This is a genomic window from Bacteroidota bacterium (assembly GCA_040388375.1).
Lineage (GTDB): Bacteria > Bacteroidota > Bacteroidia > UKL13-3 > UKL13-3 > JAAFJM01.
Genome location: JAZKBU010000004.1, coordinates 117,945 through 137,531 on the forward strand (window position 1 = coordinate 117,945; position 19,587 = coordinate 137,531).

Annotated in this window: 18 protein-coding genes; 15 read left to right on the forward strand and 3 right to left on the reverse strand. The window is 33.3% G+C overall.

The features are described from left to right. Positions 1-78: 78 nt before the first annotated feature. Positions 79-600, reverse strand: coding sequence for a DUF4293 domain-containing protein (locus V4538_06180; GenBank protein MES2380606.1), 522 nt, complete (start codon positions 598-600; stop codon positions 79-81). 92 nt (positions 601-692) lie between these two features. Between V4538_06180 and V4538_06185 the strand changes: the two genes are divergently transcribed. Beyond that, complete coding sequence (locus tag V4538_06185; GenBank protein ID MES2380607.1) at positions 693-1,889, forward strand: 3-oxoadipyl-CoA thiolase; 1,197 nt, start codon at positions 693-695, stop codon at positions 1,887-1,889. On the opposite strand, the gene V4538_06190 is transcribed toward V4538_06185, so the two are convergent. After that, on the reverse strand, positions 1,886-3,184 hold the full coding sequence (locus tag V4538_06190; protein MES2380608.1) for a flippase: 1,299 nt from the start codon (positions 3,182-3,184) through the stop codon (positions 1,886-1,888). The genes V4538_06185 and V4538_06190 overlap by 4 nt on opposite strands. Before the next feature lie 160 nt (positions 3,185-3,344). Here V4538_06190 and V4538_06195 point away from each other — a divergent pair, with 160 nt between their 5' ends. The 8 genes from V4538_06195 to V4538_06230 all read left to right on the forward strand — a co-directional run bounded on the left by V4538_06195 (position 3,345) and on the right by V4538_06230 (position 12,370). Continuing rightward, positions 3,345-6,422 (forward strand): T9SS type A sorting domain-containing protein, encoded by a 3,078-nt coding sequence (locus tag V4538_06195; GenBank protein ID MES2380609.1) that lies wholly within the window; start codon positions 3,345-3,347, stop codon positions 6,420-6,422. A gap of 11 nt (positions 6,423-6,433) precedes the next feature. After that, positions 6,434-7,363 carry a nucleotide-diphospho-sugar transferase gene (locus tag V4538_06200; protein ID MES2380610.1) on the forward strand — a complete coding sequence of 310 codons (930 nt, stop codon included), beginning with the start codon at positions 6,434-6,436 and terminating at the stop codon, positions 7,361-7,363. Beyond that, positions 7,351-8,130: a class I SAM-dependent methyltransferase gene (locus V4538_06205; GenBank protein ID MES2380611.1), complete on the forward strand. Its 780-nt coding sequence runs from the start codon at positions 7,351-7,353 to the stop codon at positions 8,128-8,130. The genes V4538_06200 and V4538_06205 overlap by 13 nt, the downstream gene beginning before the upstream one ends. 7 nt (positions 8,131-8,137) lie before the next feature. After that, positions 8,138-8,857 carry a class I SAM-dependent methyltransferase gene (locus V4538_06210; GenBank protein MES2380612.1) on the forward strand — a complete coding sequence of 240 codons (720 nt, stop codon included), beginning with the start codon at positions 8,138-8,140 and terminating at the stop codon, positions 8,855-8,857. Positions 8,858-8,883: 26 nt separating this feature from the next. After that, positions 8,884-10,047: a glycosyltransferase family 9 protein gene (locus tag V4538_06215; GenBank protein ID MES2380613.1), complete on the forward strand. Its 1,164-nt coding sequence runs from the start codon at positions 8,884-8,886 to the stop codon at positions 10,045-10,047. Between the two features lie 71 nt (positions 10,048-10,118). Continuing rightward, positions 10,119-10,703, forward strand: a complete 585-nt coding sequence (locus tag V4538_06220) for an aminodeoxychorismate/anthranilate synthase component II (protein MES2380614.1) — start codon at positions 10,119-10,121, stop codon at positions 10,701-10,703. Positions 10,704-10,809: 106 nt separating this feature from the next. Next, entirely contained in the window at positions 10,810-11,466 is a 657-nt protein-coding gene (locus V4538_06225) for a CBS domain-containing protein (protein MES2380615.1), read from the forward strand. Positions 11,467-11,470: 4 nt separating this feature from the next. Continuing rightward, entirely contained in the window at positions 11,471-12,370 is a 900-nt protein-coding gene (locus tag V4538_06230) for an NAD kinase (protein ID MES2380616.1), read from the forward strand. 85 nt (positions 12,371-12,455) lie between these two features. On the opposite strand, the gene V4538_06235 is transcribed toward V4538_06230, so the two are convergent. Next, positions 12,456-15,647: a DUF2723 domain-containing protein gene (locus V4538_06235; protein MES2380617.1), complete on the reverse strand. Its 3,192-nt coding sequence runs from the start codon at positions 15,645-15,647 to the stop codon at positions 12,456-12,458. A gap of 310 nt (positions 15,648-15,957) precedes the next feature. Between V4538_06235 and V4538_06240 the strand changes: the two genes are divergently transcribed. The 6 genes from V4538_06240 to V4538_06265 are packed head-to-tail and all read left to right on the forward strand — an operon-like array spanning position 15,958 to position 19,578. Beyond that, positions 15,958-16,425, forward strand: coding sequence for a YHS domain-containing (seleno)protein (locus V4538_06240; GenBank protein ID MES2380618.1), 468 nt, complete (start codon positions 15,958-15,960; stop codon positions 16,423-16,425). An 8-nt stretch (positions 16,426-16,433) separates the two neighbouring features. Then, positions 16,434-17,417 carry a T9SS type A sorting domain-containing protein gene (locus V4538_06245; protein ID MES2380619.1) on the forward strand — a complete coding sequence of 328 codons (984 nt, stop codon included), beginning with the start codon at positions 16,434-16,436 and terminating at the stop codon, positions 17,415-17,417. A gap of 12 nt (positions 17,418-17,429) precedes the next feature. Continuing rightward, complete coding sequence (locus V4538_06250; protein ID MES2380620.1) at positions 17,430-17,876, forward strand: GNAT family N-acetyltransferase; 447 nt, start codon at positions 17,430-17,432, stop codon at positions 17,874-17,876. Then, positions 17,873-18,286, forward strand: a complete 414-nt coding sequence (locus V4538_06255; GenBank protein MES2380621.1) for a DoxX family protein — start codon at positions 17,873-17,875, stop codon at positions 18,284-18,286. Before V4538_06250 ends, V4538_06255 begins: the two co-directional genes overlap by 4 nt. A 5-nt stretch (positions 18,287-18,291) precedes the next feature. After that, on the forward strand, positions 18,292-19,041 hold the full coding sequence (locus V4538_06260) for a hypothetical protein (GenBank protein ID MES2380622.1): 750 nt from the start codon (positions 18,292-18,294) through the stop codon (positions 19,039-19,041). A gap of 3 nt (positions 19,042-19,044) precedes the next feature. Further along, complete coding sequence (locus tag V4538_06265) at positions 19,045-19,578, forward strand: YceI family protein (protein ID MES2380623.1); 534 nt, start codon at positions 19,045-19,047, stop codon at positions 19,576-19,578. Positions 19,579-19,587: the final 9 nt, after the last annotated feature.

Below are 19,587 nucleotides of genomic sequence, written 5' to 3' on the forward strand. Positions count from 1 at the left end.
TATTAAATAATTTCAATAAAAAAGCCCTTGATAAAATTTATCAAGGGCTTTTTTATTGCTAGTACAAATACTAGGAAATTACCTAATCCTGTCAGCGCTTTTCACTAATTCGTCATCCTTTTTAATTAGACGCAATACACGCCAGTTAAGGTATAAATTAAAAATCATCAATATAACACCTATGCTTGAATAAGGCATTAGTTTACTAAACTCGAAACCCGGCATATAATTAATGGCTTTTGCAAATAGGGCTGCATAAAGCATACTCATTACTAAAAAATTTAACCTTGTCAGCTTAATTTGTTTTTCCCTGTTTTTAAAAGAAAGTATAATGGTTAAAGTTAAGCCTATTAGTATTGCTGCAATGGCAATTAGTCCATATTGAACAGATACTACTTTTAGAGTGCTGGTTTGTGTTTCTTTTCCACCAATAACAGCGTTTTGTACTTCGGTATGTTTAAAATGAAAAATATTTAAATCATATTCATCTATACCATTGGTAGCATTTTGCTGCTTCATGGATAAGAGACTACCTGTGCACATAATTGAAACTAAAATTATAATGGCTATTAAATAAACGGTTTGAATACGCTGTATCATATTGATTCTTTTTGTGGGGCAATTTATAAATCTTTATTGTAATTGATATAATCAAAAGTACTATTAGATTTGCACACCATAAAATTGATAACATGAAAGACGTTTTTATTATAGATGCTGTTCGTACTCCGGTAGGGAAATTTGGAGGAGCTTTAAGTACCATCAGACCTGATGATTTAGGGGCTATTGTAATTAAAGCTTTAATTGAACGCAATCCAACTATTGATATAAACGAGATTGAGGATGTTATTTTTGGTGCAGCCAACCAAGCAGGAGAAGACAATAGAAACGTAGCCAGAATGAGTGCTTTATTAGCCGGCTTACCCATTACAGTTGGTGGTAATACGGTAAATCGTTTATGTGCTTCGGGTTTGCAAAGTATTGCTGACGCCAGCAGGGCAATTGCTTGTGGAGATGGTGATATATATATTGCCGGTGGAACTGAAAGTATGACCCGCGCGCCATTTGTAATGGCAAAAGCCGAAACAGCGTTTAGCCGGGTTCCTGAAATTTACGATACTACTATTGGCTGGCGCTTTACCAATAAAGCACTATCAAACTTATACTACCCTTTTTCTATGGGTGAAACTGCTGAAAACGTTGCTGAACAATGGAAAATTTCCCGTGAAGAACAGGATGAGTTTGCAAGAGCTTCTCAACAAAAATACCAGACAGCGCATGATGCAAACATATTTGCCAATGAAATAGTGCCGGTATTGGTTCCACAAAAAAAAGGTGATAGCATTCGTTTTGAAAAAGACGAACACCCTCGTTTAAGTTCGATGGATGAATTAGCCAAACTAAAACCTGCTTTCAAAAAGGACGGATCAGTAACTGCAGGTAATTCATCAGGTATAAATGATGGGGCTGCTGCATTAATATTAGCGAGTGAAGATGCTGTAAAAAAATATAATTTAAAACCTTTGGCCAGGTTGGTAAGCAGAGGAATTGCAGGTGTACATCCATCTATTATGGGAGTTGGGCCCATTCCGGCTACTCAAAAAGCGCTTAAACGTGCTGGCTTAACTATAAATGATATTGGATTGGTGGAATTAAATGAAGCGTTTGCATCGCAAGGGCTGGCTTGTATGAGGGATTTAAATATAAATCCGGATATTGTTAATGTAAATGGTGGGGCTATTGCTATAGGACATCCGCTTGGTGCCAGTGGTGCACGTATTTCAACTACTCTTATTCATCAAATGCAAAAACAAAATGTAAAATATGGGGTAGCTACTATGTGTATTGGGGTAGGACAAGGTGTTGCACTTATATTTGAAAAGGTTTAGCTTTTAACGTATTTAATTATTTCTAAAAGGTTCTTAGGGTTAAACGCTTTAAGAAATAAACCCCATGATGTTTTAGGCTTATAAAAGGTAAGCGTGAAAAGCATACCAATAAAGTTTGTTGTAATCAGTGCTGCTGCTGCTCCTTTTGCACCATATATTGGTATTAGGTTTAAATTTAATATTAAGGCAACGCCCATTGAGAAAAACTGTACCATAATAATGTACCGTTGTTTATTCTCTGCAAGCATCCACATAGACCATGCTGTACCGTAAAAAACAGGTATTGAATTCCAGATATGTATTTTAAATATACCGGCAGCCAGGTAATATTTTTCTTTGTATAGAAAATTAATTACCAAATCGCCAAACAATAAGCCTCCAACACAAAATATTAAAGCAGTCCAAAGCATTAATGAATACAGCTGTGTTAACCTTTTTAACTGTAACTCCTTATTTTCTCTATTTTTTACGATACCCGGTAAAATAGCTGCACAAACAGCAACAGGAATAAAGGAAGAAGCCTCGCTAATTCTTACTGCTGCTGCATAATTTCCCAATATATTTAAATCTAAAAATCGCTTAACCAATATTTGATCCATTTTCTGGTATACGGTCATAACCAAACCTGAAACTATATTTGGCCAAGAGTGCCCCAATAATTCTTTCACTTCATCCCATGAAAATTTCCATAAAAGTATGTTTTGCTTATTTTTACTATAAAACCATAGCTGATTTGCAACTGTTAATATTGCCTCTAATAAAACCATTGCTGCAAAATATTCAACTCTTGCACCTACATAAATCAGAACTATTTTAACAATGGACGATGTTACTAAAGTAATTACTTGTGTAATGGCACTGAATTTTCCTAAAACTGCAGATTGAAAATAAAAATCAATAACGGTAAAAGCCTGAAAAATAACTGATGTACTTACTAAAAAAACAATATATGTATTTTGGGCATTATCTCTTATGGAGGAATAATACGTGGCTGCAATTACCACTGCAATAGCACCAACAAACCGAAGCCAGAAGCTTGTTCCTAAAATAGTATTTTGCTTTTCTTTCCGTGTAATTAATTCCCTGACAATAATACTATCCATACCTAATGAAGAAAACATGGTAAAAATAGCTACTACGTTTAAGGCATAACTAATCATACCAAATTGCTCAGGTCCTAAATATCTTGCTACTAATATGCCAACTAATATGCCGGATACAATTCTTGATAGCTTTTCAATTAAAATCCACGTTGTATTTAATACGTATTTTTTAGCTGCGTTTTCGGTTGACATGTTTTTAATAGGGAGTACAAAGAAACGTATTTTAGCTAAACGGAAAAGAAATCTTGTTGTATCATTGAAAAAACCTTTAAACCCAAGAGAACAAGCAAAATTTTAAACCAAAACTTGATAAAGACATTTTCTCTAGTAATTTTGGTGAAATTTATAGTACATGAAAAAATTATTTTTAATTAACTTAATCTTAACAAGTTTAACTCTCTCTGCTCAAATAGGCTCAACTTCATTCAACACCAAAGTAGATTTTGCCACTGGAGGCAACGATGTTATTTGGAATACTACAGCTGATTTTGACAATGACGGAAAATCAGATATTGCAACAACAAGATCCGCTTCATCAGTTGGAGTTTATAGAAATACCAGCACAAATGGATTCATTAACAGTTCTTCTCTTTCTAGTATTCAAAGTTATACAACAGCTAGTGGAACTAATTATATTACATCCGGAGACATTGATGGAGATAGTAAAATAGATATTATAACAAGCAATTTTACGTCAAATACAATTTCTATTTTACGTAACACAAGTTCTGGTCCGGGCTCCATTAGCTTTGCAGCTAAGTCTGATACGTCTACCAGTCTTAATCCAAGTTATTTAACTATGGCCGATATAGATGGAGATGGAAAACCAGAAATTATAATCAGTAACTTTGGTTCTAATACCTTTTCCGTTTACAAAAACAATAGTACACCAGGCACAATATCTTTAGGAGCAAGAAGTGATTTTGCTGTTAGTATCTCCGGCTCTTCACCTCAAATGCTTAGTATTGGTGATATGAATGGCGATTCTAAACTGGATGTTGCTGTAATATATTATAATGGTTATATCGGGTTATTTAAAAATACATCAACATTGGGCTCAATTAGTTTTGCTGCCTCACAAGTATATTTAGGTTCTAATTTAAATGCCGGCATTGCATTGGCAGATCTTGATGCTGATAATAAATTAGATGTGGTTATTTCAAGCTATAATACTGCGCAGGTTCATATTTATAAAAACACTAGTACGCTTTCAACAATTAGTGTAGCTACACCAATTTCGCTTACTTGTGGCAATCAGCCTCACGGAATAGTCGTATTAGATATTGACTCGGATAACAAACCAGAAATTATGGTTGCTAATAGAGGCAGCAATTCTATTTCTATATTCAAAAATCAAGCAACATCGGGAATTATTAATTTGGCATCTTTTGCAAGTAAAGTTGATTTTACAACTAATACTACCCCCATTTGTTTATCAGTAGTGGATATTGATGGGGACTTAAAAAAGGAACTAATAACAAGTAATAACGGAACAAGTAATATTTCTGTTTTAAGAAATGTTATATTAAATAATGAGCCCACTTTGGCCGCAAGTGCTATCAATTTAACTACCATCTCTAATGGGTGGTCATTAAATATATCATTTACTAAAGGAAATGGAGCACGAAGAATAATATTGGCACGCAGTGGAAGTCCGGTAAACTCTAATCCTATAGATTCACATAGCTATACGGCCAACTCTATTTTTGGTAGTGGCTCGCAAATAGGAACAGGGAATTATGTGGTTTATAACGATACTGGAAACACAGTATCTGTTTCAGGATTAACGGTGGGTACTAATTATTATTTTACAGTTTTTGAATCAAATGGAATAGGTGGATTTACCAATTATTTAACCTCGTCAATCACAAGCGGAAATAAACTAATAGGCTTAGCTTATTACTCAAAAATTTCAGGTAATTTAAATACACTTTCAACATGGGGGGCGAATACAGATGGAACAGGCACATCTCCATTGAATTTTACAGACAGTAATGTTGCTTATTATGTTGTTAATAATAGCTCACCTTCCATAAACGCTAATTGGTCAATTGGTGGAACTAACAGTTTTATTGTATTTGGAGATGGAACAAATACTTTTAATTTAAGCATACCCTCATCAAACACAATTACTGCAGATAGTATAGTAGTAAAAAACAATATAACTTTTTCTATCCAGGGAACTCTTGCTGTCAATAAATCAAATTGGGAAAATGGAAGCACTGCTCTTTACTTTGGGGCTTCAGGGCAAGGAGTTGCACCCGGGAATTACAGTGCCCTACAGATTATTAATGGAAGTAAAAACATGTCCAATCATGTTACTGTGAAAAACACCTTAACAATGACTACAAGTATTAACACGAATAGCTATATACTTAGTCTGGGTACTGATGTTGTTAATACAGGGACTTTAAGCAGAACAGCCGGAACAATTATTGGTAAATTCAGAAGATGGTTTGCTGCAAGTATTAACAGTGGTGCAAGTGGTTTACTTCCAATAGGTACAAGTGCTTATTATAGGCCTGTAAGTATAGAATACACCTCTGCACCAAGTGTAGGAGGAAATTTATTAGCAGAATTTATACCTAACAATCCCGGTATATCAGGATTACCTTTATTTGAACTACCTGTATTTATTTCTACAGCTAGTACAGACGGTTACTGGAGGATAACTAATACCGGTATTACTGGAGGACTATTAACAAGTACTGTTACCGCCAGTGGTTTTAATGGTATAAACGATTATACCCAATTGAAATTAATTGCAAGAACCGGAACAAACTGGACTAATCCGGGTACATCACAAACAAATTCTGGTAGTAATTCAGCTCCTATTCTTTCCAGAACAGGTTTAAGTAATAACACTTGGGAGTTTGGGGTTGGTGGAGATTTATCTACGAATCCACTACCAGTAAAATTAATAAATTTCGCTGCTAATAACACAGGTACATCTGTACAATTAAACTGGGAAACCTCAGCTGAAATCAATAACTCTCATTTTGAGATTGAAAGAAAAACAAACAACGGATGGAAAACAATTGGAGAAATCAAAGGTAATGGAACATCAACTACTGTTAATAAATACCTTTTTATTGATAACCAATTGAATTTCTTAGACAATCAAATAATTTTTTACCGACTTAAGCAAATTGATTACAATGGCTCTTTTGAGTATTCTAACATATTATCAATAAGTTTAAACACCGAAAAAACTTTTATTACTGTTTATCCCGTTCCATTGCAAAATAAACTCTCTGTTAATATTAATAGTGAGGAAACCGTTTTATCCCTATCGTTGATAGATATAAATGGAAAAGAGGTAGCATATTCAAACAGTAATAATATTGACTTATACTCCATAAATAACGGTATTTATTTTATTAAAGTAATAAGCGATAAAAAAACATATTTACAAAAAGTAGTCAAATAATTACCACAATTGTGTTTAACACCCCGATACTCTTTTTAATATTTAATAGACCCGATACTACAAAGCAAGTTTTTGAAAGTATAAAAAGCATAAAACCAAAAAGGCTATATATAGCCGCTGATGGCCCAAGACCTAATAAAATAAATGAAACTGAACTATGTAAACAAACAAGAAATATTATTAGTAATATTGATTGGGACTGTGATGTAAAAACTCTTTACAGAGAAACCAATCTTGGATGTAAAATAGCTGTTAGTTCTGCGATTGATTGGTTCTTTGAAAATGAAGAACAAGGAATAATTTTAGAAGACGATTGTTTGCCAAATATAACTTTCTATAATTTTTGTGAGGTTCTGCTTGAAAAATACAAACACCATCCTGAAATAATGCATATTGGTGGAATTAATCTCCAAAAAGGTATACAAAGAGGTAGTGGAAGTTTTTATTTTTCAAATTACAATCACATATGGGGCTGGGCAACTTGGAAAAGAGCTTGGATTAATTATGATGTTGATATTAAAACATGCAATGAAAATGAATGTAAAGAAATGTTACAGGGTCTATTTAGTTCTAAAAAGGAAAGAGTCTTTTGGGAAAATCTTTTTTCTGGCTTTATAAACAAAAAAATAGATACCTGGGATTATCAATGGACCTATAGCATCTGGCAAAACAATGGAATTAGCATTATTCCAAATAAAAATCTTGTTTCAAACATTGGTTTTAATACAGATGGTACACATACAACAGGACCAGACATTTTAGGATTTAGTGAAAATAAGGTAGAAAGCATTTCTACTATTCATTTCCCAGACCAAATATCCATTGATAAAAACGCAGATACGTTTACCTATAAAAATTTTATAAATCCAACTTTATTTATTTATTTATGCAAAAAAGTGATTTATAAATTTAGAAATTATAAGCAAAAATGGACAAAATAACTATTTGCAAAATTTGCAATAACAATTCAGAAAATATATTTACGAGTAAAATATTAAAAAAATATGATGTTTCTTTTTTTCAATGCACCCAATGTAAATTTATACAAACTGAAAATCCATATTGGATTGAAGAGTCTTATCAAAACGCTTTAAATTTATCAGATACGGGACTTATTTTAAGAAATCAAATATTTAGTAAAGGCTTAACTCCATTTCTTTTCTTCAATTTTAAACCGGAAGATACTTTTTTAGACTATGCTGGTGGCTATGGTATTTTTACACGTATGATGCGGGATATTGGATTTAACTTTTATTGGATAGATAAGTATGCGGGAAATTTAGCCAGCCGTGGATTCGAACATACTCCAAGTAATAATTACAAAGCATTAACAGCATTTGAGGTATTTGAACATCTTGTTGATCCACTTAAAGAGATTGAGGAAATGTTGCAATACGCTGATACGATAATCTTTTCGACACAATTAATACCCGATGTTTTACCCAATTTAGATTGGTGGTATTATGGTTTTAATCACGGTCAACATATTGCTTTTTATCACAAGAATAGTCTTCAATTTATTGCTAAAAAATATAACTTAAACTTAGTTAGTAATAATTCTAATCTGCATATATTAACCAAACGAAATATTTCATCTTTTAGCTTTCAGGTTATCCTAAAACTCTCGAAGTTTGGGATATTTAACTTTTTAAAACTATTTTTGAAAAGCAAAACATTTTCCGATTCACAAATACTAAATAACAGATAGCAGAATAATGAGTACAAATGAAGATATAAAAAAACATAGTTATTTTAATAACAGACAAGTAGGTGCAGATTATTATAGTGAATATAAAATACCTAAATACTTAAAAGCATCTTTACCAACTGATAAAAATATAAATGTTTTAGACATTGGATGTGGTTTTGGACAGTTTCTATTTGCTTTAAAACAACTAGGATATAAAAATTTAAAGGGAATAGATATAAATGATGAATCTATAAATGAGTGTAATATAAAAGGGCTCGATGCTGAACAAATAAATGATATTCGTGAGTATGCCTTAAATTCAAAAGAAAAATATGATTTCATTACTATGAGTCATGTTTTAGAACATATTGATAAGGAAAAAATTATTGACACACTTTTTCATATTAGAAAATATTTGTTAAAGGAGGGTGGCCAATTTGTATTAATGGTGCCGAATGCACAATCATACACAGGTGCATATTGGCGATATGAAGATTTTACTCATACCATTATGTTTACTGCCGGTAGCTGCATATATGTTCTTAAGTCTGCCGGATTTAAAGATATATCTTTTATAGATCCTGACGGAACTGAACATTTAAGCTTTATAAAAAAATATATTATTAAATTCCTTTATAAAATACATACCTTAAAAGAAGACTTTTGGAACACTGCTTTACAAACATCTTTTCATAAGCCTAGTCCAAGAATATATAGTTTTGAATTAAAAGTTGTTGCAAAGTAAATTTAGTTTACTAACAAGTAGTCTTAATGTTTTTCAAGCTCCGCATTAGATACATTTTAAGGTGCCTTTATTTTTGGCTGAGTGATACTGGTGTTTTTACTAAAAAGTTAAAACAAGAAGTAAAACACAACTCTTTAATTATTGTTCATACTGATGCAATTGGTGATTATTTATTGTTTAGAAATTTTATAGAAACAATTAAAAAGAGCCATAAGTATAAAGATTTTTCTATTACCCTATGTGGAAATGCATTGTATAAAAACTTGGCCGAAACGTTCGATAAAAATTTAATTGACGATTTCATTTGGGTAGATAAATCACAATTTCAATTTAATAACGCCTATAGAAAATCGCTTTTAAAAACAATTGGCCAAAACAATTATACAGTAGCTATTAACCCTTCCTATTCACGCGATTTTGTTTTTGCTGATAGCATCATTAGGGCAATAAATGCAACACATAAAATTGGCCAAAAAGCAGACTCTATCAATAGCTACAAGTTTTTTACTTTCATATCAAACAACTGGTATTCTAATTTAATTGATACGGGAAATGGTGTAATATTTGAATTTTATAGAAATCAAAGATTCATTGAACAAGTAATCAATGAAAACATAAAAAATATTACTCCATCTATTCAAACTGAGAATAAAAACATACAACAAGCTCCCTTTGTTGTTTTATTTCCGGGTGCTGGCGAAAAACAAAAACAATGGTCTGTTCATAGTTTTGCATCATGTGCCAAACAGATAATATCATTTAACAAATTTGAAATTTTTATATGTGGCAGTAAAAACGACTTTCCATTAGGAGAAGATATTAAGGATTATTGCTCAAGTGATCTGGTAATAAACTTATGCGGCAATACATCGCTAACACAACTTACTGAAAAAATAAACCATGCGTCATTGCTTATTACCAATGACTCAAGTGCATTGCATATTGCTGCATGTACTTTAACACCTGCTATTTGTTTAGGCAATGGAAGACATTACGGGCGGTTTACTCCTTATCCTGATGGAATGGCCAATCATTTACATTTTATTTTTCCGAATAAAATTGAGCAAATGGCTTTAACAAACCCAAATGAATTAAAGCAATTAACACTACACTATTCTTTTGCTTCTATTAGTGATATTGATACAGAAAGTGTAATGGAACTTGCTAATAAAGTTCTACATTTAAAATAAAGCAACCTCATTTTTTACTACTAATAAAATGGTTTATTTGCCATTGAAATGGCAAGCTAAAAATTACACTTTTGAAAATACTGCTTTTAGATAATTTTGATTCCTTCACCTATATGCTCAAAGACTATTTGGAGCAATGTGGGTGCAATTGCCTTGTTTACAGAAACAATACCATTACTATAGCTGAGTTAAATTTGATTGAGTTTGACGCCATTGTTATTTCTCCCGGCCCTAAAGTTCCTAAAGTATCCGGTATATTAATGGATTTAATTAGTGCTTACCACCAGCAAAAACCAATATTGGGTATATGTTTAGGCCATCAGGCTATTGGTGAGTTTTTTGGCGCTGAGTTACATAAAGCAATTTTACCCAGACACGGAAAAGTAGATTCTATGAATCACACGCACGATTTAATGTTTGACAACATTACCAGTCCGTTTAATGCTACGCGCTACCACTCTTTAATTATTGATAAATTGCCTGCAAGCTTAATAGCAACGTGTTTCTGTAAAAACGAGGTAATGGCATTTAAACATACATCATTACCTATATGGGGAATTCAATTTCATCCTGAAAGTTGTGAAACACAATATGGCTTACAATTAATTAAAAACTTTATTGATCGGGCAAAAACAAACACGCTTTCTTTCTGTTAAGTTTTTGTGTTTATTTACACTGCTTTTATCAATTATATCGTTTTTACTTAGGTGTTGGAAAGATTTCAACTCTAAGTATATTTGCTTAAAAATCATTACTAATTAAATGTTTGCTTTTCAACTTGTTTCAAACGAAGTATTTGCGCTCAAACCTAGCGATAGTGCATCTAATGCCTTGTTGTTTATGGACGATTGGGGAATAAAAGACTTGCCGGTAGTTCAAAATAATAAGCTTTTAGGTACTGTTAACGAGCAAATGCTTTTATCTTATAGTAGCGAAAAAGTAACCGACTTACTAAATCCACAACCTCCCTTTTGCTATGAAAACACGCATTTGTATGATATATTAAAATTATTATTTACCTCCAATATCAGCGCTATATCTGTAATTGATGCGGAGCAAAATTTTAAAGGTATTGTTACCGCTAAAGATTTGGCTAAACAAATATTTAACAACAGCAGCCTGGGCCAGGAAGGTGGTATTATTGTATTACAAATGCTTGCTACCAATTATTCGTTAGCTGAAATTGCTCGTATAACTGAGGTAAACAATGCTAAAATTTTATACATGCACGTGCATCCGCTGGGAGATGAGAATAACACCATACAGGTATCTTTAAAATATAATGTTATAGACTTAAAATATATAATTGCCACTTTTGAACGATTCAGCTACGATATTATTTTTGCATCGGTTCAACGTGATGACGAAGATAATTTTAACGCCAGATATAGTTGGCTGATTAAATATTTGAATACATAGAAACATGCAAATAGCCATATTTGGAAGATATTTTAAAGAAGAACGCTACAATGAGTTGCAGCAGTTTTTTGATTACTTGGAAGAACGAAAAATAAGTTTTTCTGTCTATAGAAAGTTTTTAGAAGATGGCTTACGAAATGGTTTAAACATTTCACCTAAAACAAAAACTTTCTCTAATTACCAGGACTTTGAAAAAGCAAAATTTGATTTTGTAGTAAGTATAGGTGGTGATGGTACTATATTGATGTGCTTAGAATTTGTAAGGCATATTGAAACACCGATAATAGGTATTAATACCGGCCGCTTAGGTTTTTTAGCTGGTGTTCCTGCTCATGAAGCATGTGCTATGATTGATGAATTAGAGAAAGGTCGTTTTAGCACTGACTCAAGAACGGTATTGCAACTGGAAAGCAGCAAAGCCAATATGTTTGGTGGCGTAAAGTATGCTTTAAACGATTTTGTACTGCACAAAAAGGATAGCTCCAGTATGATTACAATTCATACTTTTATTAATGGCGAATTTCTTAATTCCTATTGGAGCGATGGTTTAATTATATCAACCCCGACTGGAAGTACTGGTTATAACTTAAGTTGTGGCGGACCTATATTATACCCTTCAAGTGCTAGTTTTGTTATTACGCCTATTGCGCCACATAACTTAAACGTAAGACCTATTATTATATCTGATAACAATGTTATATCGTTTGAGGTTGAAGGTCGCAGCACTTCGTTTTTAGCAACGCTTGATTCCCGCTCGGAAAGTATTGAAGCCAGTACACAATTAGCAGTACGTAAAGCTGATTTTAAAATGAATTTACTGCGTTTAAACAGTGAGAATTATTTACAAACCTTACGCGAAAAATTGATGTGGGGTTACGATAACAGAAACTTTAGAAACAGTTAACTATTTTACTTTTCATTAGAGCAAAAGAAACCCCGTTATAAATTAAGTTTATAACGGGGTTTTATATTAAGTTTAAATAGCAAGGTTATTGTATACCTGCAGTAATCACATTTAATTTATCGCTTAATTCTTTAGCTGTTTTATCTTGTTTATAAAACTGTGCTACCTGAATACAGTAGCTAATAATTTGGATGTTTTCCTCTAACTCCGGTTGAACAGATTTAAATTTCTTAGTACTTTTAAACGTTTTATAGTAACTAGCTTTTATGTTGCTAGTTTCTGTAATTTGTTTCAACAATTGATTGGCTTTATCAATTGCACCTGCCTGGAAGTAACCTTCGGCTAAACGAACTGAAAACACATCATGCGAAATATTATACTCAGGCAATACTCTTTGGCAATAATCTAAGGCTTTAATAGCGCTGTCTTTTTTACCTTCCAGTACTAACTTTTCAGCTAAACGATAAAATATATTTCTAAAGTTTTTGGTTTGACGTAAAATGGTTTCGTCTAAGTAAACATTCTTATCTTCAATATTACCCCATTTAAACTTATTCATTACGTTATTCCAAAGTACTTTTGAGTTTATTCTACCGGTACTTGGGTCGTTAGGGTTTTGTTGGTTTAAGATAGGTACTAAACGATATGTTAAACCTTCCATTTGGAAATAGTTTTGCATATTTAAATACACATCGCTACCAGTAGTTATAGCCCAATAAATTGGTCTTTTATTAATATTTGAACTTACAATATCAAGCGTTAATAAATCAGGTTTTAACATATTGTTGCCGTTGCTGATTTCAAACTTAATACTGTCAACCATCATGGCTGCATCTTCTGCTTGTACCACACCATTTTTTAAGCACGCTTCTTTATCAATTTTTATGCTGAAACGTTTGGTAGGGTAATAATTAATATACTCACCACTTTGCATTTGCACCTGGCTTGATTTATTGTCATCGCCCATGAAAGCCATTAATTTATTCAAATCATAAAAATCTGTTTGATTTAAACCTAAGCCCGGATTATCGTAAAATACTACATAATCTCTTGTTCCTTGTATATATTTATCAGGTGTCCAGCTAAACTCAACCGGTTTACCATCATATGCCTGACGTCTTAAACCATCTGCATACCAATCGGTACCCAATAAACTTAAGTTAATAATACGTATATCGCTTCTTATGTTCTCTACGTTCTGCGCATACCATAATGGGTAGGTATCGTTATCGCCATTGGTAAATAGAATAGCATCTTTTTCGCAACTGTTTAAATAGTCTTCGGCAAAATGTAATGCTGTAAAACGGTTTGAACGGTTATGGTCATCCCAGTTTTGTTGGCCCATTAAAATAGGTGCTCCCAGTAAACATGCGGCTGTGGTTAAGCCTGTTGCTACCATTGCATTCATTTTTTTCGATAACCAATCAATAATGGCTAAAACACCCAAGCCAATCCAAATAATAAATGTTTGGTAGGAACCTACATAGGCATAATCTCGCTCACGTGGCTGATGTGCCGGGAAATTCAGGTATAGAATAATGAAGAATCCGGTAAATAAAAACAAGGTTGTGATTACTGTTGCATCTTCTTTCTGTTTTCTGAAATGGAAAATTAAACCAATAACACCCAATAATAAAGGAATACCAAAATAGGCATTATGTGCTTTGTTATTTTTTAACAAGGCCGGTAAATCTTTTTGCGGACCTAATCTCCATTCATCAAAGAAGGTAATACCTGTTATCCAGTTTCCTTTGGTTACATCTCCATAACCTTGTTCATCATTTTGACGACCCACAAAATTCCAGAAGAAATAACGCCAGTACATAAACCCTAATTGATATGACAATAAGAAATCTATGTTTTTCCCGAATGTGGCTTTCTTACCTTCGCCAATGTCTTCCCAATTTCTGTAAGATTGTACATAATCCGGTCTATCTGCCCACATACGTGGTAAAATAGTACAATCTTTAGGATCGTATTCTCTTTCTAATTTTTCTCCTGCTTCTACGTATTGCTCTTTGCCATTGGCATCAACGGAACGTCTGTAGTTCATTCCTTTTGATTTGGTGCCTGTAGGACGTGCATAAAAATACTGACCGTACAACAATGGATTATCTCCATACTGCTCACGGTTAATATATGATAACAAAGCAAATGGTTGGTCAGGATCGTTCATGTCTATAGGTGGATTTCCTAAAGAACGAACTATGATCATAGCATAGCTTGAGAAACCTATTACTATGAATGAGAATGATAATACTATAATGTTTTTAACGGCATTGGAAACCTTTGCATAAAAGAATAAGGCGTAAAGAATACCTGTTAAAAGTGCCCAGCCTATAAAGGTACCTAGTCCGGCATTTATATTGAACGATACCAGGAAAAGTACACCATAGCAAGCCAAGGCTGCGTATAAACTTCTTTTATCGTTGGTTTGGGTATAATGTAATGACGATACCATTAACACCAACATGATAACGATTAACATTAATGTACCTGTGTTGGTAGAAAAACCCATTGAGTTTACGGCAAAATAATCAAGCTTGGTAGCCAAAGTTGGCATGCCCGGTATAATACCAAACTGTACAAAACCAATAGCTAATACAGCTACTGCCGAAGCTTTTAAAAACCCCGGTAAAGTATAAGTGTTCTTTTTAAAGTAATAAACGTAAACAATGGCCGGAATAACCAATAAATTCAATAAATGGACGCCAATAGCTAAACCAATTAAATAAGCAATTAAAACAATCCAGCGGTCTGCACCTTTTTCGTTTGCTGAATCTTCCCATTTTAAAATACACCAGAATGTTAAGGTAGTAAAGAAACTTGACGAAGCGTAAACCTCTGCCTCTACTGCTGAAAACCAAAATGTATCGCTAAAGTTAAGTGTTAATGCACCTACTAAACCTGCTCCCATTACCGCAAAAACTTGTTGTGCTGATAATTGCTGGCCTGCTTTACTCACTATTTTTTTACCTAAATGGGTAATGGTCCAGAAAGTAAACATTACACACAAAGCACTGGTAGTAGCTGAAACCATGTTTACCATAAATGCTACCTTGGTAACATCGGAAGCAAAAATAGAAAACACACGACCAATCATTAAAAACAATGGCGCTCCCGGAGGATGACAAATTTGCAAACGGTATGATGCTGAAATAAACTCACCACAATCCCAGAAACTAACTGTTGGTTCAAGGGTTAAAGTGTAAGTAATTAGAGAAATAATAAATGTAATCCAACCGAGTACATTGTTGCTTAAATTGTATTTATTCATTAGTGCTAAATATATTTTGCTTTTATTAATTTTTACGTTTTAGGTGTAAATGGCAAACATAAGGGAAAATGGTATATGGCGCAATAGTTATTCTAACATCATTTAATATAGGTTTTACCATGATTTATTTACCCGCATTTGGTTGCAAAAAGCTATTGTTAACTTTTTCTGTTTCATGAATTTAATTGTGTATCAAAATTTTACGAAATGGCTTTGTCAAGTGCTATAAAACCAATTTCGTGGTTTTGTCGCCTAAGCGACAAACGCATATGCTGTTATTTTATTCCTTTGTGCCATCAAATTATTTATTATGAAAAAGTTAATCCTGTTTTTTAGTACTTTTTTATTGCTTATCAGTACTCAAGCGCAAACCGATTTCAATACGCGTAAAAAGCATTTCAATATTGATAAAAACAGCTTAGCCGTTCAGGGTTACGATGTAATTTCCTACTTTGAAGGGAAACCACAAAAGGGTATTGCCCAGTTCCTGGTTTTTCATAAAGGGGTACAATATTACTTTACCAGTGCCGCTCACAAAGAGCAATTTTTAAAAACACCTGACAAATACGAACCTGCTTATGGCGGATGGTGTGCTTATGCCATGGGAGCCAATGGCGAAAAAGTAGAAATTGATCCTACATCGTACAAAATAGTGAATGGAAAGTTGTACTTATTTTACTATAGCTTTATCAATAAAACATTAAACAAATGGAATGCTGATGAGGCAAACTTGAAAAATAAAGCAGACCAAAGTTGGAATAACCTAATTAAACAATAACCAAAACCATGAAAAAGATTTTATTGATTATAACCACTGCTTTAAGTATGGCTTTGCAGGGCCAAAACAAGGCAACCTTAGTGGAACATTTTACAAATACCTTATGTTCTGTTTGTTCATCGCGTAATCCGGGTTTATACCAAAACTTACGTGCACAACAAGATGTATTGCATATAGCTTATCATCCAAGTGCTCCTTACACAGGCTGCATTTTAAACCAACACAACAAAGTGGAGAACGATGCTAAAACTAATTACTATGGTGTTTATGGGTCTACTCCACGTATAGTTATTAATGGAATAGTACAATCTGCCTCTACCAATTATGCTAATGCAAGTATTTTTAATCCATTTAAAAACATAGCTGCTGATGTAAGTATTTTGGTAAAACAAACTGTAGAAGGCGATTTGATTAAAAGTACGGTATCGGTAAAGCGTTTAACCAGTGCTGTGTTAAATAACTTAAAACTACATGTAATGTATGTGGAGGATACCTTGTTTTACAATGCACCCAATGGAGAAAACCAACATTACGATGTGTTTAGAAAAGCCGCTAGTAATATACAGGGAGTAGATATAACATTACCAAACAATATAGATGATTCACTGGTGGTATTGACACAAACAACTGTAAATAGTGTCTGGAATAAAAACCGTATGTATACATTGGCCTTTGTTCAAAATGCAAATGATAAAACTATTTTAAATGCAGCCAAATCAAATGCGCTAAAGTCTAACAGCACAGGCATTAATGGCCTGCAAGATATTGGTGTGCAATTGTTTCCAAACCCCGCCAGTGAGGCGTTATTTATTAACTTAAACGATATTGGATTAAACAAAATTAGGATTACCAATAGGCTGGGTAGTGAGGTGCTGAATACAACTATTAATAACTCAGAGAAAATGGATTTAACCACGTTCAGCAAAGGTGTTTATTTTATAAGCATAGAAAATGCATTAGGTAAAACTACCCAAAAATTACTTATTAAATAATCCCTTTTGAAAATGGAGTTGATACCTTATAAAGAAAATTTTAGAGAAGAGTTAATTGCTGTTTGGGAAAAATCTGTCAGCGCAACACATCATTTTGTTACTCCTGAAGAAGTTGCCCGACTAAAAGAGTTGGTAAAGCAGATTGATTTTAATTCATTCTCCGTTTATTGTCTGGTTGCTGAAAGTAAAGTGCTAGGCTTTTTAGGGGTGGAAGACCAAGTAATAGAAAGCTTGTTTTTAGATCCGGATTATATTGGACAAAAGTTAGGAACCAAGCTGATGAACTTTGCCATAAATGAGTTGAAAGCCGATAAGGTGAATGTGAATGAGCAGAACTTAGATGCTATTAAATTTTATTCCAAATTTGGATTTGTTACCTATGAAAGAACGGAGAAAGACGACTATGGTAATGATTATCCAATACTAAAAATGAAAATACTTAAACCCCAACAAATATGAAAAAAACAATTGCCTTTATAGCCAGAATTGGTGCTGCTGTTATATTACTGCAAACACTCTTTTTTAAATTTACCGCAGCTCCTGAGTCTGTTTATATTTTTAGCACTTTAGGTATTGAGCCTTATGGGCGAATAGGTAGTGGAATAGCCGAATTAATAGCGGCCATACTACTCATTTGGCCAAGCAAATCATTAATCGGAGCACTTCTTTCGGCCGGAGTTATGGTTGGCGCTATTGCTTCACATGTATTGTTTTTAGGGTTGGAAATTATGAACGATGGCGGCTTACTGTTTACACTTGCCCTAGTTGTTTTTTTACTCAATTTAATTGTTATAGCCACCAACTTAAAACAACTTTTAAGTATAGATTTAACCAAGCCAAGCACCATTATTAAACAATTAAGTATATAGTTATCATGAAAAAAATAATATTTATATGCTCCCTACTGATACTTGGGGCCACTTTAAGTAAAGGACAAGATACTAAACCCGGTTATTTTAAAAATGGTTTGAACAATTATGAACTGGGCTTATCAAGCAATGGAGAGGCTAATATTATAGATTTAGGTTGGAATCATTTGCACCCAGTTACCAAAAACAAAAAGTTTAAAATTGGTTATGGTATTCGCTTTACCGGCAACTTTGGTAAAGGCGCTTTTATAACCGCACCTGCTAAACTCACCAGCGGAACGGAAAGCCCCCTTGTTATTTTTGCCGATGATAAATTGGAGAATTTTGACACCATTAGTTTAAGTAGCTTTAATGTAAATAGTATTAATGCCAGCATTCATTTAAATTATGCTTTTAACAGCAAATGGGAAATAGAATTTAATATTGATGCCATAGGATTTAGTTTTGGAAACAGTGTTACGGCTGATTACAATAGCAGTAAAAGAAATGCCACCAATCCTATGGCCGGTAATAAACAAAGCGCTAAACCCAGTTCGTTTAATTTGCTTTTGGTGAGTGATAACGACCTAGGTAGTTTAAACTCGGAAATAAAAATTAAGTACTACTTTCGTAATCAATGGGCACTGAATGCGGGCGGTACTTTTATTTTTGCCGAATACACTACCACCAATAAATTGTTTAAGGACAATGACCGATTTAGACAAAAAGCTTTTATACCCATGATTGGCATTAGTTACAGTCCTTTTAGAAAATAAACCATGAAAAATAAACTAGCCTTATTCTTAATAAGTGTGTTGCTATTGGTAAAAGTAAATATAGCCCAGGCACCTTTAAAAGTATTATCAAGCAGTATTATATTTAAAATAAAAAATGCCGGGCTAACTGTTACGGGTAGCTTTAGCGGATTTACCGGTGAAATAAACTTTAACTCTGAGTTATATAAACAAGCAAAAATTACTGCCAGTGTTGATGTAAATACTATTCATACGGGTATAACAGCCAGAGATAGGCACTTGCAAAAAGAGGAATATTTTAATGCGGAAAAGTTTCCTGTCATCACCATGGTTTCTCGTTTTTTTGGTAAGGAGGGAAACAAATTTACCGGGTATTTTAAACTAACCGTTAAAGGTGTTACAAAAGATATTGTTATTCCCTTTACATTTGATAATAATATAATGAAGGGTGAATTTACCTTAAACCGTAAGGACTTTAATGTGGGGGGCAATAGTATTATTATGGGTGATGAGGTAAGCATTTCTATTCAAATAAACACCGGCACAAAAACCAACTAAGCCCCGATT

Excerpts from the sequence above, each read along its gene's own strand:
- V4538_06260 (MES2380622.1), top strand. The coding sequence starts at position 18,292 with ATGAAAAAAATAATATTTATATGCTCCCTACTGATACTTGGGGCCACT.
- V4538_06215 (MES2380613.1), top strand. The coding sequence starts at position 8,884 with ATGTTTTTCAAGCTCCGCATTAGATACATTTTAAGGTGCCTTTATTTT.
- V4538_06190 (MES2380608.1), bottom strand. The coding sequence starts at position 3,184 with ATGTCAACCGAAAACGCAGCTAAAAAATACGTATTAAATACAACGTGG.
- V4538_06245 (MES2380619.1), top strand. The coding sequence starts at position 16,434 with ATGAAAAAGATTTTATTGATTATAACCACTGCTTTAAGTATGGCTTTG.
- V4538_06250 (MES2380620.1), top strand. The coding sequence starts at position 17,430 with ATGGAGTTGATACCTTATAAAGAAAATTTTAGAGAAGAGTTAATTGCT.
- V4538_06210 (MES2380612.1), top strand. The coding sequence starts at position 8,138 with ATGAGTACAAATGAAGATATAAAAAAACATAGTTATTTTAATAACAGA.
- V4538_06225 (MES2380615.1), top strand. The coding sequence starts at position 10,810 with ATGTTTGCTTTTCAACTTGTTTCAAACGAAGTATTTGCGCTCAAACCT.
- V4538_06180 (MES2380606.1), bottom strand. The coding sequence starts at position 600 with ATGATACAGCGTATTCAAACCGTTTATTTAATAGCCATTATAATTTTA.
- V4538_06195 (MES2380609.1), top strand. The coding sequence starts at position 3,345 with ATGAAAAAATTATTTTTAATTAACTTAATCTTAACAAGTTTAACTCTC.
- V4538_06265 (MES2380623.1), top strand. The coding sequence starts at position 19,045 with ATGAAAAATAAACTAGCCTTATTCTTAATAAGTGTGTTGCTATTGGTA.
- V4538_06235 (MES2380617.1), bottom strand. The coding sequence starts at position 15,647 with ATGAATAAATACAATTTAAGCAACAATGTACTCGGTTGGATTACATTT.
- V4538_06255 (MES2380621.1), top strand. The coding sequence starts at position 17,873 with ATGAAAAAAACAATTGCCTTTATAGCCAGAATTGGTGCTGCTGTTATA.
- V4538_06185 (MES2380607.1), top strand. The coding sequence starts at position 693 with ATGAAAGACGTTTTTATTATAGATGCTGTTCGTACTCCGGTAGGGAAA.
- V4538_06230 (MES2380616.1), top strand. The coding sequence starts at position 11,471 with ATGCAAATAGCCATATTTGGAAGATATTTTAAAGAAGAACGCTACAAT.
- V4538_06205 (MES2380611.1), top strand. The coding sequence starts at position 7,351 with ATGGACAAAATAACTATTTGCAAAATTTGCAATAACAATTCAGAAAAT.
- V4538_06240 (MES2380618.1), top strand. The coding sequence starts at position 15,958 with ATGAAAAAGTTAATCCTGTTTTTTAGTACTTTTTTATTGCTTATCAGT.